Raw genomic sequence first — 16,109 nt, forward strand, 5'->3', positions numbered from 1 at the left:
GACGTCCAATCCGCATAGGCGTAACAATTTTGGACATGCCGTGCCAAAGAACCCCGATCGAACATTCCTGTATAACTGATGTCAGCCGTTGAACATCGCATGCTGATAACTTGTCTGCACATCTGTTTCTGGGCTTCCAGATTTGGCAGGCTCTCAAGATAGTGATTCAGCCAAGTGGTTCCTGCCAGCTTGGGAATCAGTGTTTCAATATCGCACTCGTCTACCTGTTCATGGGGCATTTTCAGCTTGGTCCGGCAGATGCGGTCCTTGGCACAATCTTTGCACAGACCATCAGTGTGATCGTCGCGCTGGTGGTGATTCGTTGCAAGCAGAAAGGCATTCGTTTAAGGAAGGCTGATTTCAAGCCGAATCGCAATATGTTGGGCGGCATTCTCAGCATACGGACGTTCGTATATCGGCTTCATTACCCTGCCTTACTTGGAAATCGTATCGTCAAGGTGCGCAAACAGTGGGCGAGCCAACCATGCCAAGGGTAGTGATGCCAGTGCTGAAATCAGCAGTATAAGCCAAACCGTGCAATGTGCGTGCAGCCATCCGTAAAGCATTTGCCCGAGTGGCTGGGCGCATATCGTCAATGATGAAATAATGGCCATGACCTTGCCTGTAAGCGCGGTTGGTGTCCTCATCTGAATAGATGGTACGAGAATGAGGTTCAAGAAATCAACGGCGATTATGACTGCCGCAGTGCAGAGCACCAGCATGATGAGCTTGGTTTGCGTTGAACATGGAAGCAGGAAGGCGATGGCCGGTGGGAGCAGCATAAGACTTTCCACGAACAACAACGAAGGGGCGTTTCGTGATTTCAAACGGTTGGCGAAACAGCCAGCGATGAATGTTCCCGCTATGCCGGCAATGCCGATAATGCCATCGCATAGACCATATGTCGCCGCATCGTAGCCTAACGTAGTTCGAATAATGTAAGGAAAGCTTACTGAACTGAATCCAGTCAGTATCAGATTGATCCATGTGCAAACACCGGCTAATCGTGCTACGGTCGGCTCCTTGCGAAGCAGGAAAGCGGTCGCCGAATGCATATCGCCAATGATGACGTCGAGCAGGCAGATGCCGGCATCATCTTGATTCGATAGGGGCTTTGCGAGTCTGATGAAGCATTCAACCATGGCTGCCGACATAAGACATGCTGCGGTGATGAGCATCATCGGTCGAATGCCGACCAGCCCGTACATCACGCCACCTAGGAAACTCGGGAGTAATTGGCTGAGCTGCTGCACTTGGTTGATGATGGCCGCGCCTCGGCGAAGATCAGTGGAGGACTCTCTTCCGATGATTTGTGGCAGTGCGGATTGCACGACGGGAGTTTCCATGGCATCGAGTACTGCCAACACTACCTGCATGATGGCGATGGCGAGAATGTTGAATCCGGATAGTGCGAAAAACACAGTCGCGAGCAGTGTGACGATTCCTGAGATGATATCGAGCGCCACCATCATGGCACGTTTGCTTACTCGGTCGGCCATAACACCTCCGAATGGGCTAATAAGTATGGTCGGGATGACGGATATGGCCAGCACGGTGGCGAAGGTCGTGGATGATGCGGTTTCGTCCAGTACCCACATGGACATGGCAAATCGGAGCATGGTATTGCCGAACAAGGAAATGCCTTGACCGAGTACAAGCAGGATGAAGTTTGCGGAGCGCAAGCTGGATTGGAGTGTCTTTGCTGACGAGTTTTTCATGACTATTCCTTTCGATACCGACTGACGGTATGTAAAAAAGGTACAAATAAAGATAGATTGACATTGCCGAGCTTTTATTGCGGATTACTGGCGAGTAGGAAGAAGCCTTCCGCAAGCCGATCTTCCATATCACTGTCGTGATCGATAAGTGGAACTCCGAGCGAGTCCATAATCAATCCAAGACAGTGGATGCGATGCTTGAATTCACTTAGGGTAGTGATGGGGTAGAAGTTTGGGGCTAGCCAGTAATTGAACAGCAGTGAAAAAAGTTCCGCGGCTTCTTGAGGGTATTCGGTTGTGATTGAACCGTCCCTTAACCCCTCCTGGATGAAGTCGTACGCGATTTTGGTGCTGTCGGTTCGCCAGATGCGAAGATTTTCGGCGAGGATTTTCGGGTCGTTCAGCAGGGGAAACGCATCGCGCATGAGGGTCATATGTTCGGTGTCGGTAATCTGCATCATGAGCGAATTGCGTAGTTTCTGCAATCCGTTTCGTGAGCCATCCTCTTGATTTGCCTGGGGAAGAAGTCGTTCGTTGTCGGAATCTATCAGGGCATGCAGCATCGCTTCTTTGTTTTTGAAATGATGGTAGATAGCGCCTTTGCTGAGGTCTTCGAGCTCGTCGAGAATATCTTGAATCGTGGTGCGCTCATACCCCTTTTGCGCGAACAGCTTTTTCGCGGCGTCAAGGATTCGCTGTCGCGTCACTTCAGGGTGCGCATTGCGCGCCATATGCCTCTCCTTCGATGATGGAGTCGAATACACCGACATTATACATACCGTTGGTCGGTGTGGTATGTCGGACACTTCCCAGCTCGGTCGAAGAGGTACCGAAAGAATCTCTGCAGATTTCTGCGAAGAAACCTGAATCTGCGTTGCCGGGGTGCGGGATGTCTGTCTTTTCTGCGGTTGGTGCATGATTGGGTGTCCAAGGTCAACTTGAGTGAGTGACGGCTGGGTTCCCGAAGGGAATAAGACCCTGGTTCCTATATGCCTTTTTATGGCATGGGGCTTTCGGTGAAGAACGATTGCATCCGATGTGAAAAATCCCACAAATCCGGCCCACGTCCTGCTCTAGAACTTCAAAACTGTTGCCAATACTGGAAACACGCCGTATATAGTGTTTGAAAATGTGACGAGACACTGTATGTTGTGGTCTTGATTTTTATTTTCGTTCGGATAATGTGTGCCACATACCAACGACGTACGGTCGTGAAAGGACGTGGAACATGAACATTACGTTATACACCAAAGCAAACTGCCCGCAATGCACGGCGACGAAACGCCAATTGGACAAACGAGGCCTTCCCTATACGACTGTCGACATTACGGCCAACGCACGTATTTCCGACAGATTGCGGAACGAAGGATGGCGGCAGATGCCAGTCATCATCGCAGACGACGAATCCTGGTCCGGGTATCGTCCCGACAAAATCCACGAGCTGGAGGCTCGCTGCCGGTGAGTGCGTTGGTGTACTTCTCGTCGGCATCGGGCAATACGACACGCTTCGTCGAAGGATGCCGATTGGATGAATTCGGCATTCATACAATGCGCATCCCGCTGCGGCCGGACGAGCCGGAGCTGCATGTGGATGAGCCCTACGTCTTGCTGACACCCACATACGGCGGAGGAACAATCGGCAAAGCAGTGCCCGTGCAAGTCAAACGATTCCTCAATGATGAACGCAACCGCAGTGGCATCATCGGCGTCATCGCATCGGGTAACACCAACTTCGGCGAAGCCTACGGCATCGCAGGCGACATCATCGCGGCTAAATGCCGCGTGCCGCTACTCTACCGGTTCGAACTGATGGGCACTTCAGAAGACACCGCGACCGTGCGCGAAGGACTGCGCAGATTTTTCGACGAATACACACAACAGGAACAACGATAACCATGCCAGAAGATTCAACGACACCACACGCAGCAACCGACGTCATAGCCTCCTACGATCGCGCCCATGACTGGCACTCGCTCAATGCGATGCTGAATCTCTACGACAAGCAGGGGCGCATCCAATTTGATAAAGACATCCAAGCCGTACGCGAGTACGTCGAAAAGCACGTGCTGCCGAACACCGTCCGTTTCAACTCCACACAAGACAGACTCAGCCGGCTCATCGCAGACGGCTATTACGACGAATCCGTATTTGCCCAATATGATGCCGAATTCCTTGACAGGTTCTACCGCAACGTGGATGACTGCGGATTCGAATTCGATACATTCCTCGGAGCTTTCAAGTTTCACCGCTCATACGCATTGAAAACCTTTGACGGCAAACAGTACCTGGAGAACTTCCCGCAACGCGCGGCCGCCGTTGCGCTCGCGCTTGCCGCCGGCGACCATGCGGCCGCCGAATCGTATTTCGAAGAACTTATATCAGGACGTTTCCAACCGGCGACGCCCACTTTTCTCAACCTCGGCAAAGCGCAGCGCGGAGAGGCGGTCAGCTGTTTTCTCGTACGTATCGAAGACAACATGGAGTCCATATCGCGTGGCATCAACGCCGCATTGCAGCTGAGCAAACGAGGTGGAGGCGTCGCGCTGTTGCTTAGCAATCTGCGCGAGGCCGGCGCGCCCATCAAGCGCATCAAACACCAGTCCAGCGGCGTTGTGCCTGTGATGAAACTGCTTGAGGACTCTTTCAGCTACGCCAACCAGTTGGGCGCTAGACAGGGTGCCGGTGCGGTGTACCTCAACGCTCATCATCCGGACATCATGCATTTCCTCGATACCAAACGCGAGAACGCGGATGAGAAGATCCGTATCAAATCTTTGGCTCTTGGAGTAGTGATACCCGACATCACATTCGAGCTGGCGAAGAGACACGAACCTATGGCCCTGTTCAGCCCATATGACGTCGAACGCGTCATGGGTAGACCCTTCGCCGATGTTTCCATCAGCGAAAACTACCGGAATATGGTGGACGATGAACGCATCGGGAAAACCTACATCGACGCACGAGAGTTCTTCATGACTTTGGCCGAATTGCAATTCGAATCCGGATACCCGTACATGGTGTTCGAAGATACTGTGAACCGAGCCAACCCGATCGACGGACGAATCGCCATGAGCAACCTGTGCTCGGAGATCCTCCAAGTGCAGGAGCCAAGCACCTATCATGAGGATCTGTCCTACAATCACGTGGGACGTGACGTGTCCTGCAATCTTGGGTCGCTCAACATCGCCAAAGCGATGGACGGTGATTTGGGACGAACCGTGGAACGTGCGATTCGCGCATTGACCTCGGTGTCGGAACATACGGACATCGCGTGTGTGCCATCCATCCGACGCGCCAACGACGAAGGTCATGCCATCGGCTTGGGACAGATGAACCTCCATGGATTCCTTGCCAGAGAATCGATCATGTACGGTTCACCGGAAGCCCTCGACTTCACCGACATGTACTTCATGACCGTTGCATACCATGCCTACCGTGCCTCGCATGAGCTCGCAGTCGAACGCGGAACACGGTTTGCAGGCTTCGAACGGTCCGCCTATGCGAAGCCTGCAGGCGCAGGCAACTATTTCGACAAATATACGAACGGCGAGCGCTCGCTGGCGCCGAAGACCGGGAAAATCGCGTCGCTGTTCGCACGGCGGGGCATCCATATCCCCAACGAGCATGATTGGCGTCGTCTGCGTGACGACATCATACGTGACGGTATCTTCAACCAATATCTACAGGCCGTGCCGCCCACCGGGTCAATTTCGTACATCAATCATTCCACGAGCTCCATCCATCCTATCGCCTCGAAGATTGAGATTCGCAAGGAAGGCAAGATTGGACGGATCTACTATCCAGCTCCGTATATGACCAACGACAATCTCCAGTATTTCGCGGATGCGTACGAAATCGGATGGAAGGCCATTGTTGATACGTATGCCGAGGCAACGCGGCATGTCGATCAAGGCCTGTCGTTGACCTTGTTCTTCCCCGATACGGCGACTACCCGAGATTTGAACAAGGCGCAGATTTATGCATGGCGCAAAGGCATCAAAACGCTGTATTACATCCGCATTCGTCAGCAGGCGTTGTCTGGCACCGAAGTACAAGGCTGCGTCAGTTGCATGTTGTGAAACCTGTGACTTGAAAGGAAAAGAAAAGACATGTCTCGTTTGGTTTACCGCGCGATGCTTCGTCTGACGGCTCCGGACGAATACAGGCGGTTATACGGCCGCGACGATAAGACGACGATTAGAAAGGACGACCATCATGGCGCCGATATCCGTACCTCGACAGAGGATTAAGCTCATTGACCGTGTGAGTGCCATCAACTGGAACAAACTTGAGGATGACAAGGACCTTGAGGTATGGGACAGGTTGACCGGCAATTTTTGGCTGCCGGAGAAAGTGCCCGTCTCCAATGATTTGCCCGTTTGGCGCACAATGAGCGAGGCCGAGCATACGTTGACCATGCGCGTGTTCACCGGTCTCACCTTGCTTGACACCATCCAGGGAACCGTTGGCGCGGTCAGCCTCATACCCGATGCGCTTACCCCGCATGAGGAAGCCGTCTATACGAACATCGCGTTCATGGAGTCAGTGCACGCCAAGAGCTATTCCTCGATTTTCTCCACCTTGTGTTCCACCCGACAGATCGACGAGGCGTTCTCTTGGAGTGAGGAGAACGAGTATCTGCAAAGGAAAGCGCGCATCGTGCTCGACTATTACGAGGGGGATAGTCCACTCAAGCGTAAAGTGGCCTCCACGCTGCTGGAATCGTTCCTGTTCTACTCAGGCTTCTATCTACCGATGTATTTCTCCGCGCATGCCAAACTCACCAACACCGCCGACGTGATCCGTCTTATTATCCGCGACGAAGCCGTGCATGGTTATTACATCGGATACAAATATCAAAAAGGGCTTGAGCGGGTCAGCGAGGACAAACGCGGCGAACTGCGCGACTACACCTACGACCTGCTCAACGAGTTGTATGACAACGAGGTGGAGTACACGCGCAGCCTCTACGAGCCTGTCGGATTGACGCAAGATGTCGAAAAGTTCCTGCGATACAACGGCAACAAGGCGTTGATGAATCTCGGATATCCAGCGCTTTTCCCACAAGAGATCTGCGACGTGAACCCGTCGATCCTTGCCGCGTTAAGTCCGAACGCCGATGAGAACCATGACTTCTTCTCCGGTTCGGGAAGCTCGTACGTAATGGGCAAATCAGTCGAGACCGACGACGATGACTGGGATTTCTGACTGTATCCCAGACAACCCCGAGGAAAGCAGCTATGGGAAACCGTCACGGGCGAGTTCGCGTCGGATCATCCACGCAGATATCTGCCCGTGACGCTGTCAGGACAGGCACGGACCGTTTCCGGTGTTCCCTCGCATACGATGCGACCGCCGGCCATGCCTCCGCCCGGACCCATGTCGATGAGATAATCCGCGTTCGCGATTACATCAAGATCATGTTCGATTACTACAACTGTCGCCCCAGAAGCCACCAACGAGTCGAACACGCGTAGTAATACCAGCACATCCAACGGGTGTAGCCCGATCGTCGGCTCGTCGAACACGAATACCGAACCGGACTGTCCGCGTCCCATTTCGCTGGCCAGCTTCAGCCGTTGCGCTTCGCCGCCTGATAACGCAGGAGTCGGCTCGCCAAGTGTCAGATACCCCAGGCCAAGCTCATGCAGTGTGGCCAGTTTCGATCGAACGGGGCGTAGGAAATCCAATAGAGGCATCATCTCGTCGACGCTTAGCAACATCAATTCCGGCAGTGAACGGGCGACGCTGTCCGCGCAAACCAATCGAATGTCATCGGCGGTCTGTGCATACCGTGTCCCATGGCAATCGGGACACGTGACGTCAACATCGGGCAGGAACTGCACGTCCAACGAAATGGTACCGGTTCCATCGCAAGTGGAGCAGCGCAACTTGCCCGTGTTGTATGAGAATGCGCCAGGTTTGAGATTCTTCTTATGGGCATCGGAAGTCTTCGCAAACGCACGACGCAGATCATCGTGAACACCGCAATATGTCGCCACGGTCGAACGGATGTTTGCTCCAATGGGCGTGGCATCGATCAGTTCCACTTTCGAAATGCCATCCGCGTCAATCAGACGAATCGAGCTCGGGGAAACGGTACCATCAGCGGCCGAGCGCAACGCAGGGACCAGTGTCTCCAATACCATCGTCGTCTTACCGGAACCCGACACGCCAGACACCACAGTGAGACGTCCTCGCGGAATGTCCACCAATAACGGATGCACCGTATGCACGGTATTCGTCTCCAAATGAATCCGACCCTTGGCGAACATCGCATCTAAGTCAATCTGCGGCCGCGCCCGCTCATGTATTTTGCCACCATCACGCAGAAAAGGCGCTATCTGAGAACCAGGTGCCGTCATAACATCCGCCACCGCACCCTGAGCGATCACATGACCGCCTTCGGCACCGGCCGTTGGACCCATCTCCACCAAATGATCCATCGCGGCAAGCACACGGGTATCATGATCGACCACAACCACCGAATTGCCGTCAGCCACCAAATCGCGCATCACGCCCAACAGTCCATCCACATTCGCCGGATGCAATCCGATAGACGGTTCATCCAGCACATACAGCACGCCTGTAGTGCGGTTACGCACCGAACGGGCCAACTGCACACGTTGGCGCTCGCCGGTGGACAGTGTCGCACCTGCGCGGTCAAGCGACAAATAGCATAATCCGAGTTCCACGAGCCGCTCGGCCGTATCCTCGAACGATTCGCAGATGGCTGTGGCCATCGCACGCATCTCCTGCGGCAATGACTTGGGTACTGAACGCACCCAACGTATCGTTTCGTCAAGTGTCATTGCCGTGGCTTGTGCCAGATTAATACCGAGAATCTGCGGTTGACGAGCCTGCTGTGAAAGCCTCGTACCGGAACAATCCGGACATGGTTGCTCGCTGAGGAATCTCGACACGCGTTTGATACCCTTCTCATCCTTGGCTTTGGCGAGCGCGTTCTCCACGGTATACACGGCGTTGAAGTACGTGAAGTCAAGTTCGGCGAAATCATTGCCTTTCTTCGGTTTGTATAGAATATGCTTCTTGACGGCCGGGCCGTTGAACACGATGTCCCGCTCGGCGTCGGTCAGCTGGTTGAATGGAATGTTCGTGCGCACTCCCATCGCGCCGCACACCTGCTTCATCAGATCCCACATCAACGATCCCCATGGTAATACTGCGCCGGCGTCGATGCTTTTGGTCTCGTCTGGTACCAGGGAAGCACGGTCGACGGTTCGCACGATGCCTGTTCCGGAGCAGGTCGGGCATGCGCCGGCGGAATTGAACGACAGCTGTTCGGCGGATGGTGGGTGCATGAGTTGATTGCAGGATGTGCATCGTATAGGCAACTCGGCCGCCACGTTCATTGTGGGACGGTTGCGTTCGCCACAATGCTCGCAGACATGTGAGGCGCAACGGGAGAACAACAGACGCAGACTGTTGAGCAGCTCCGTCATCGTGCCGAACGTGGATCGCACGCCGGGCACTGAAGGTCTTTGATGGAGGGCGAGAGCCGCGGGCACATGACGTATGTCGACTACCTGCGCTCGACTCGCTTGGGTGAGACGTCGCCTGGTATACGTCGACAAAGCCTCCAGATAACGTCGGGATCCTTCAGCGTATAGCACACCTAAAGCGAGAGAGCTCTTTCCGGACCCGGAGATACCGGCGATGCCGACTAATTTGTTCAACGGAATGTCGACGTCGACGTTCTTGAGATTATGTACGCAGGCACCGCGCACTTCGATGCGGGACGGCGGGAAAGCTCCAGATGATTGTTCCATACCCACTACAGTACCTGTGTGGCGGAAAACACGCGGGCAGGGGAACCTTGTTCGTCATGGTATTGCTGCAATTGTGGTATCTGATCCATATATTCGACCGCAACGGAGGGGATGCCATTGTTTTTCACGGCTACCGTCAGCGTACGTGAATCGGAAGGCGATGCGGTGGAATACGGGGAAATGGATTGGGAAAGGAAGGAATCATATACATCGTATATATCAATGGGAAGAAGTTCGCCGGGGAGCGGAACCAAAGTCTGTTCCCCGGCGCAGGGCGGCTAACAAGCGAATGCCCAGAACATCCGCATAAGGCGTTGATGGGCTCATCCGCCGTGTCAGCGTGTTGAACGATGTATCATGCCGCTCAACGTGATGATAAGGCGTTGGCGCCCTTGCCTTTCGTGGCGAGCGTCACGGCGATGATGGACGCGAGAGCGACGGCGTACAGTACGGTGATGATCGGAATCAGCGCGCTGTATCGGTGGGCTGCATCCGTCGCATGAGAGACGACGAAGGATGCCAACTGGTTGCCGGACAATCCGGCGAACGCCCACGCGCTCAAAGCCAGTCCGTGCACGGTGGACACTGACTTCATGCCAAAGTGCTGCTCAAGCAGCACCGGCAGCGTTGAACACGGCATCGACGGTCAGGATGACGCTGATGCTTCCCGCGATGGCCTTGGCCAGACCGAATCCCGCGACGGCGATGCCGGTGGCGAGACTTTTGGCGAACCACAGCATTAGGTTCTTCACCGGCGTCAGATAGCCGACGCCCAATCCAATGCCCATGATTACGCCATAGAAGATGAGCACGCCGGGGGCATCCTGCCGCGATACTGGCTCCGGTACCGGCGAACCTGCAGGCGAAGCAGACCGTTGAGATCAAAGCCGATTTCTTGATGTCCTTTTCGACGAAGGGTCCAAGGAAGGCGGCCGACATGCCAAGGATGTTGATTGGCCATGTAATATTCGTTCCTCTCTGTTGTTTGTTCGCCCTGCGACGAACAAACAACAAGATAATGGTGAAGTATTCCGTGGCCTTGAGCGTGCCGGGAGGCGGCAGAAGTGGGTAAGCCGTTGATTTCATTGGATTTTCCAACAAATGAACATTGTGTATGTTCACCTTGGGGATAAGCATGAGGAAAAACTCATGTGAACCTTGACACAGTTTTCATGGCTCACAATTCGAATGCGCGTTTGATGAAGGCATTGACGGTGTTCCAATACAGTTCGGGATCCACGACGGATGCTTCCATATGGCGTGCGTCGGGAACCATGAGCTTTTCTCGATCGATGCTCGAGCACGCTTCGTAATTGATCTTGAGAAAACGTGAGCTCACGATGTCGTCCTGTTCGCCATGAATGAACAGCATCGGAATGACAGTATGTCTGAGCGACTGCAGACAGGTGGCTTCCGAAAAATCGTACCCTGCATAATGTTTGCAGAACAATCCCGCGGCATCCACACATACCGCGGCAAGCGGTTTCGGCAGACGCGACGAATGCCGAAGGCTGTCGATGAACACCATGCGCGCAGACGTGTAGCCGCTATCGACAATCGCGGACACCACATTGCGCGGCAGACGCGGGTCTCCCGTCGTCATCATCACCGTTGCCGCGCCCATCGAACCGCCATACAGCAGGATACGGGCGTCGGCGTCACTCGACGCGATAAGGTCGATCCAATTCAGTAGATCATTGCGTTCAAGCCAGCCCATGCCGACGTACCGTCCCTCGCTCAAGTCTTGGGCACGCTGTGACGGAACCAATACGGTGAAGCCCATGCGGGCGTAACGATGTGCCCATTTCGCGGTTTCCTCCGGTACACCGGTATAACCATGCATGCAGATTGCGTACAGGTGTGGTTTTGGCGCAGTGCAATCCGGATCGAACAGCCATCCATGCAGTCGAAGTCCATCATCGCTGGTAATCGTCACAGGCTGTTTGGCTTGCGCGAACCATTCTCCTGCTTCCTGTGCCTCACCCTGCTGAAGTTTTTCGATACGCTCCGGCGCAATCAGCGATCGATGGAAAACGGAACGTTTCCATTGCGTATCGATGCAGAAATGGAACAGGTATTTCGCAGTCGTAGCCAACGATGCGATACAGGCAGCCGTCACGGCTCCCGTGGCGATGCAAATGTCGCGAACGATTGTGTCATTGTCATGCTTCATTGCTGTCTCGTTTCCTTGCGATTGACGGATTGTTCACAATTACTATCGATTGTACGTGCGTACGGCGTTTTCGTGGGCTTTGACAGATTTTTTCATTTTTGATGTGAGACGTTTTTCGATAATGTCCGCCCTCGCCGTATACTGGTTAACTGTTGTCTTGGCGAGGGAAGCGTATGGCTTCCGTAATCGACTCGGCGTGTGATTGTAGGCTCCTTGTGGGTTGATTCACGGCTCGTTGATGCGCCGAAACAGAATGAACGAATAAAACATAAGGAGAAATAGCCCATGGCTACCACCATTACCCTCGAAGGCGCTGCCCGTACCGAGTTCGGCAAGGGCGCTGCCCGCCGCATGCGCGTCGCCAACCTTATTCCGGCCACCGTGTACGCAGGCGGCGAAGAGCCGGTCTTCGTGCAGCTGCCGATGAAGGAAACCACCCTGTCCCTGCGTCACACCAACGCTCTGTTCACCATCAAGTTCGGTGACGAGACCAAGATGGCCGTCGTCAAGGACGTTCAGCGCAACCCGGTGAAGCGCATCGTCGAGCACGTTGACTTCTACGAGGTCAAGGCCGGCGAGAAGATCGACGTCGAGGTGCCGGTGTTCGTCGAGGGCACCCCGAAGGGCGCTGCCGTCGCATTCGTCGACATTCAGGAGCTCAAGGTTCGCGCCGATGTCGCCAACCTGCCGGAGAAGATCGTGGTCAACGTTGACGGCCTGACCGACGGTTCCAAGGTCTTCGCCAAGGATGTCGTGCTGCCGGAAGGCGTTGTGCTCGACGTCGAGGATCCGGAAGAGTCCGTCGTCACCGTCGAGGTGCCGGAAGACGCTGCCGATGAGGCTGCTCCGGTCGAAACCGCTCCGGCTGAAAACGCTGAGTGAGTTCAGATAGCTTAAGGAAGCAAACTTCCATTCTACGGTTTTGAACAACCGTAAGAGATGATGAAAAGCCCATGTGCTCAGACGCGCATGGGCTTTTTCATACCCGGCAACACCCGTTCTATGAGCTGGAAGACATAAGAGACTGACGGCAAATCCTGCATTCCTTACGCAATATTGATACAACGGGTGGATACGGACTATACTCGCCTATACGTTCAGTGAACCCGTATGGCACTGTCGGGTACGAAGGGAGCGATTGCGTACTGCCGGAGACGGACTGCGTGACGATCCGTTTTCCCGGCAGCCATCCTGATGCCGCACATTAATGGACTATATCGAGAATCATCATTTGACGGTGGTAGGCTTCCCACGTGAGATCACACTGATCGACAATGATCTGACGTAGGATTCCAGCAAATACGTGGCATGCATCAGCATTCCAATCGAATAACGACTAGCATGACTGACGATGCATGGAAACAATGCACGAGAGACGAAGTGAGACGGTGCGGAAGAGAGAAACATTTGAATAAGCATATTATTCGGCTTGATGTGGTGACGGTGGTATTCCTTGGCGGATGCGTCGGCACGGGACTGCGGTATGCGAGCTCGTCCATTGCGGACGTGGGCGGCTTCCATGTCGGTACGTTCGCGGCCAATATGGTGGCCTGCTTCGTATATGCGGCGCTTTCCGCATGGCTGGGATCTTCCAGCCTGTTGAAAGGCCGTGCAAAAGAATACGTGAATCGTGGATTCGGCATGGGCATGTGCGGAGGCCTTTCCACCATGTCCACGCTCGCATTGGAAGAATTCATGATGATTGACGATCACGCGATTCCCGGAGTCCTCACCTATTGCTGCGTAACGTTCATTGTCGGTTTTTCGCTCGCCTACGCCGGTGCCTTATGCGGTTCGTGGTTGGCGGAACGAAACAAAGACGAACATGCTGACAAGGAGGCGATCCGATGAGCGCAATGCTTGCGATCGGCGTATGCGCATGCGGTGGCGTCGGCGCGGCCGCACGCTATATCTGCGATTCGTATATCAAGGCATTGTGGCGCAAAACGTTCCCGCTTTCGACGTTTGCCATCAATGTTGTGGCTGGTCTGCTTGCCGGCTTGGTGGCGGGATTGTTCGCGGCGAACACCATAAGCCCCGACTGCCGCCTACTGCTCGCAACAGGATTTCTCGGCGGTTTCTCAACGTTCTCAACCATGATGAACGAGACGGTTACGCTCCTGCGCAATGGGAAAATCGCTTGTTTCATCGGCTATGCGCTGGCTTCGATCGTCGTGCCCGTCATGGCCGTTGCGTGCGGTTACTGGCTGGCCTGAGCCACCGTAAACGTGATTCCAAAATCACGTCCGAATGCAGAGACTGGCTTCAGTCCGCGCGTAGCATGCAACCACGCTCGGGGCTATGGGAATCACGTATACCGATGAAAAGAAGTTCACCAAAGAACAGACGCAGCAACTGTTCCGATCCGTCGGATGGGTGTCAGGCAAATATCCGGAACGTCTGTACAAGGCTCTGATGGGATCGTCCACCGTGTTCAGCGCATGGGACGGCGACCGCTTGGTAGGCTTGGTGCGCGTGCTCGATGACACTGAGATGGTGGCTTATATGCATTACGTGCTGGTCGATCCGGAATATCAGGGTCATGGCATCGCAGGCCACCTGGTGGGCATGGTCAAAGAGAGATATCGCGACTACCTTTATATTGAAGTCATGCCGGAAGAAAGCAAGAACGCCACCTTCTACCAGAAGCACGGCTTCTCAATCATGGAAGACGGCGCGGCCATGCAGATCCGCAATCCGGGAGAACGCCGCTGAAGCAAGCATCGTGACGCCAACAATCTTATTGCCCTCGTCTAATGACGGGGGTATTGCTTTTTCGAGTATCCGCCAATACATCGGAGGGTTGGCTTGCATGCTTCACCCGAAAGGATCGCAGCATGACCGGAAGCGACGAACGGAACGCGCAGAACGCGACGAGCGTTGGGAAGGCTGCGTTTCCAGCGCCTTCCGCCATGAAGTCTCCTCACCCCAATAGGCGACAGCGGCATGTTGTACTACGACGTCGAAACTACTCGCCCCATCATTCTCACCCACATCCCGCTGTCAGAGACCTGAACGTCATAATGGTGTTTTGGGGAATGAGGTACAGTCATTTTTTGAACAATTCAGAATACGTTCCGAGTCTATAGAGCATCAATCAGGCGTGAGGGCGGCGACTTTTTCGCAGGATGTTTCTTCCTATCTCATATCGCGAACGCTTGTAATCGAAAGAGATTATGATGTGGGAAAGTTACTAACCAGAACCGGTGCCACAAGCACTGGGATACCAACAACCGCGGGCCGCTTTCGGGCGGCTGCAACAAGAAGAAGTAAAGAATGACTGAACAGAATCATCACGATCCGGCAGAGCTTGACAAGCTCACCGAGAAGTTCACCGTGCTCCCGAACGAAAACCCGGCATCCGACGCCAAACGTGCCGAACTCATCGACAAGCCGGCATTCGGTCAGGTCTTCTCCGACAACATGGCCCACATGACTTGGACCAAGGGCGAAGGCTGGGGAGACCGCCGCATCGAGCCGTATGCGCCGCTGAAGATGGATCCGGGCGCATCCGTTCTGCACTATGCTCAGGAATGCTTCGAAGGTCTGAAGGCCTACCGTCATGCCGATGGCTCCACCTGGCTGTTCCGTCCGGATGCGAACGCCGAGCGTTTCCAGAACTCTGCCAAGCGTCTGTACCTGCCGGAACTGCCGATCGACGATTTCATCGGTTCCGTGGCCGCCCTCGTCAAGCGTGACGTGAACTGGGTTCCGACCCGCCGCGAGTACACCCTGTACATGCGTCCGTTCATGTTCGCTTCCGAGCCGTTCCTCGGCGTGCGTGCTCCGCAGGAAGTGGACTACTGCGTGATCGCATCCCCGTCCGGCCCGTACTTCCCAGGCGGCGTGAAGCCGGTCAGCATCTGGGTTGAAGACAAGTGGTTCCGCACCGGCCCTGGCGGCACCGGCTTCGCCAAGTGCGGTGGCAACTACGCCGCATCCCTGCTGGGCGAATACACCGGCATCGACCACGGCTGCGAGCAGGTCTGCTTCGTCGACGCCGCTACCAAGACCTACCTCGAGGAGCTTGGCGGCATGAACATGATGGTTGTGCACAAGGACGGCCACGTAGAGACCCCGTCTCTGACCGGCAACATTCTGCCGGGCGTGACTCGTCGCTCCCTGATTCAGCTCATCCAGGACAACGGCCACGACGTGGTCGAAACCATGATCGCTCTGGACCAGTTGCTCGAAGACATCAAGTCCGGCGAAGTCACCGAGGTGTTCGCTTGCGGTACCGCAGCCATCATCACCCCGATCGGTCGTTTCAAGTCCGAGAAGTTCGACGTGACCGTTGCCGACGGCAACTCCGGCGAATTCACCGTGAACCTGCGCAACCAGCTGCTGGGCATCCAGCTTGGCGAGATCGAGGATCCGCACAACTGGATGTGGAAGGTCTGCTGATTTTTCGCGACTGACTTATAGTTC

General features: G+C 54.7%; 14 protein-coding genes and 1 pseudogene. 10 read left to right on the forward strand and 5 right to left on the reverse strand.

From position 1 onward, the window contains the following. Positions 1-110: 110 nt before the first annotated feature. A complete protein-coding gene (locus KSY55_RS03095; protein ID WP_181974367.1) occupies positions 111-497 on the forward strand; it encodes a hypothetical protein in 387 nt (128 codons plus the stop codon). On the opposite strand, the gene KSY55_RS03100 is transcribed toward KSY55_RS03095, so the two are convergent. Together KSY55_RS03100 and KSY55_RS03105 are read right to left on the reverse strand one after the other, a co-directional pair. Next, the gene (locus KSY55_RS03100) at positions 435-1,718 is read right to left on the reverse strand and encodes an MFS transporter (protein ID WP_055063362.1); all 1,284 of its coding nucleotides are present in this window, start codon (positions 1,716-1,718) and stop codon (positions 435-437) included. The genes KSY55_RS03095 and KSY55_RS03100 overlap by 63 nt on opposite strands. Before the next feature lie 74 nt (positions 1,719-1,792). After that, on the reverse strand, positions 1,793-2,449 hold the full coding sequence (locus KSY55_RS03105; RefSeq protein WP_034880575.1) for a TetR/AcrR family transcriptional regulator: 657 nt from the start codon (positions 2,447-2,449) through the stop codon (positions 1,793-1,795). 497 nt (positions 2,450-2,946) lie between these two features. On the opposite strand from KSY55_RS03105, the gene nrdH reads away from it, so the two are divergent. The 4 genes from nrdH (at position 2,947) to nrdF (ending at position 6,926) form a co-directional block, all read left to right on the forward strand. Beyond that, the gene (nrdH, locus tag KSY55_RS03110) at positions 2,947-3,180 is read left to right on the forward strand and encodes a glutaredoxin-like protein NrdH (protein ID WP_003835061.1); all 234 of its coding nucleotides are present in this window, start codon (positions 2,947-2,949) and stop codon (positions 3,178-3,180) included. Further along, positions 3,126-3,611: a class Ib ribonucleoside-diphosphate reductase assembly flavoprotein NrdI gene (gene nrdI, locus KSY55_RS03115; protein WP_065434739.1), complete on the forward strand. Its 486-nt coding sequence runs from the start codon at positions 3,126-3,128 to the stop codon at positions 3,609-3,611. The genes nrdH and nrdI overlap by 55 nt, the downstream gene beginning before the upstream one ends. 2 nt (positions 3,612-3,613) lie before the next feature. After that, the gene (gene nrdE / locus KSY55_RS03120; RefSeq protein ID WP_217749538.1) at positions 3,614-5,797 is read left to right on the forward strand and encodes a class 1b ribonucleoside-diphosphate reductase subunit alpha; all 2,184 of its coding nucleotides are present in this window, start codon (positions 3,614-3,616) and stop codon (positions 5,795-5,797) included. Between the two features lie 136 nt (positions 5,798-5,933). Beyond that, entirely contained in the window at positions 5,934-6,926 is a 993-nt protein-coding gene (gene nrdF / locus KSY55_RS03125) for a class 1b ribonucleoside-diphosphate reductase subunit beta (RefSeq protein WP_034880571.1), read from the forward strand. Between the two features lie 65 nt (positions 6,927-6,991). Here nrdF and KSY55_RS03130 read toward each other — a convergent pair whose 3' ends face one another. The 3 genes and pseudogenes from KSY55_RS03130 to KSY55_RS03140 all read right to left on the reverse strand — a co-directional run bounded on the left by KSY55_RS03130 (position 6,992) and on the right by KSY55_RS03140 (position 11,681). Next, positions 6,992-9,508, reverse strand: coding sequence for an excinuclease ABC subunit A (locus tag KSY55_RS03130; RefSeq protein WP_065439432.1), 2,517 nt, complete (start codon positions 9,506-9,508; stop codon positions 6,992-6,994). Between the two features lie 364 nt (positions 9,509-9,872). After that, a pseudogene (locus tag KSY55_RS03135) lies at positions 9,873-10,453 on the reverse strand (MFS transporter); the annotation flags it as partial. 232 nt (positions 10,454-10,685) lie between these two features. After that, positions 10,686-11,681 carry an alpha/beta hydrolase gene (locus tag KSY55_RS03140; protein ID WP_217749537.1) on the reverse strand — a complete coding sequence of 332 codons (996 nt, stop codon included), beginning with the start codon at positions 11,679-11,681 and terminating at the stop codon, positions 10,686-10,688. Between the two features lie 285 nt (positions 11,682-11,966). On the opposite strand from KSY55_RS03140, the gene KSY55_RS03145 reads away from it, so the two are divergent. The 5 genes from KSY55_RS03145 (at position 11,967) to KSY55_RS03165 (ending at position 16,085) form a co-directional block, all read left to right on the forward strand. Continuing rightward, positions 11,967-12,563: a 50S ribosomal protein L25/general stress protein Ctc gene (locus tag KSY55_RS03145; RefSeq protein WP_004221801.1), complete on the forward strand. Its 597-nt coding sequence runs from the start codon at positions 11,967-11,969 to the stop codon at positions 12,561-12,563. A 459-nt stretch (positions 12,564-13,022) separates the two neighbouring features. Beyond that, positions 13,023-13,532 (forward strand): CrcB family protein, encoded by a 510-nt coding sequence (locus KSY55_RS03150; protein ID WP_171842445.1) that lies wholly within the window; start codon positions 13,023-13,025, stop codon positions 13,530-13,532. Beyond that, positions 13,529-13,897, forward strand: a complete 369-nt coding sequence (gene crcB, locus KSY55_RS03155; RefSeq protein ID WP_004221807.1) for a fluoride efflux transporter CrcB — start codon at positions 13,529-13,531, stop codon at positions 13,895-13,897. The genes KSY55_RS03150 and crcB overlap by 4 nt, the downstream gene beginning before the upstream one ends. Positions 13,898-13,982: 85 nt before the next feature. Further along, a complete protein-coding gene (locus tag KSY55_RS03160; RefSeq protein WP_022245170.1) occupies positions 13,983-14,396 on the forward strand; it encodes a GNAT family N-acetyltransferase in 414 nt (137 codons plus the stop codon). A 561-nt stretch (positions 14,397-14,957) separates the two neighbouring features. After that, the gene (locus KSY55_RS03165; protein WP_003835037.1) at positions 14,958-16,085 is read left to right on the forward strand and encodes a branched-chain amino acid aminotransferase; all 1,128 of its coding nucleotides are present in this window, start codon (positions 14,958-14,960) and stop codon (positions 16,083-16,085) included. The last annotated feature ends 24 nt before the right edge of the window (positions 16,086-16,109 follow it).

The organism is Bifidobacterium sp. MSK.13.1 (genome assembly GCF_019131435.1).
GTDB lineage: Bacteria > Actinomycetota > Actinomycetes > Actinomycetales > Bifidobacteriaceae > Bifidobacterium > Bifidobacterium pseudocatenulatum.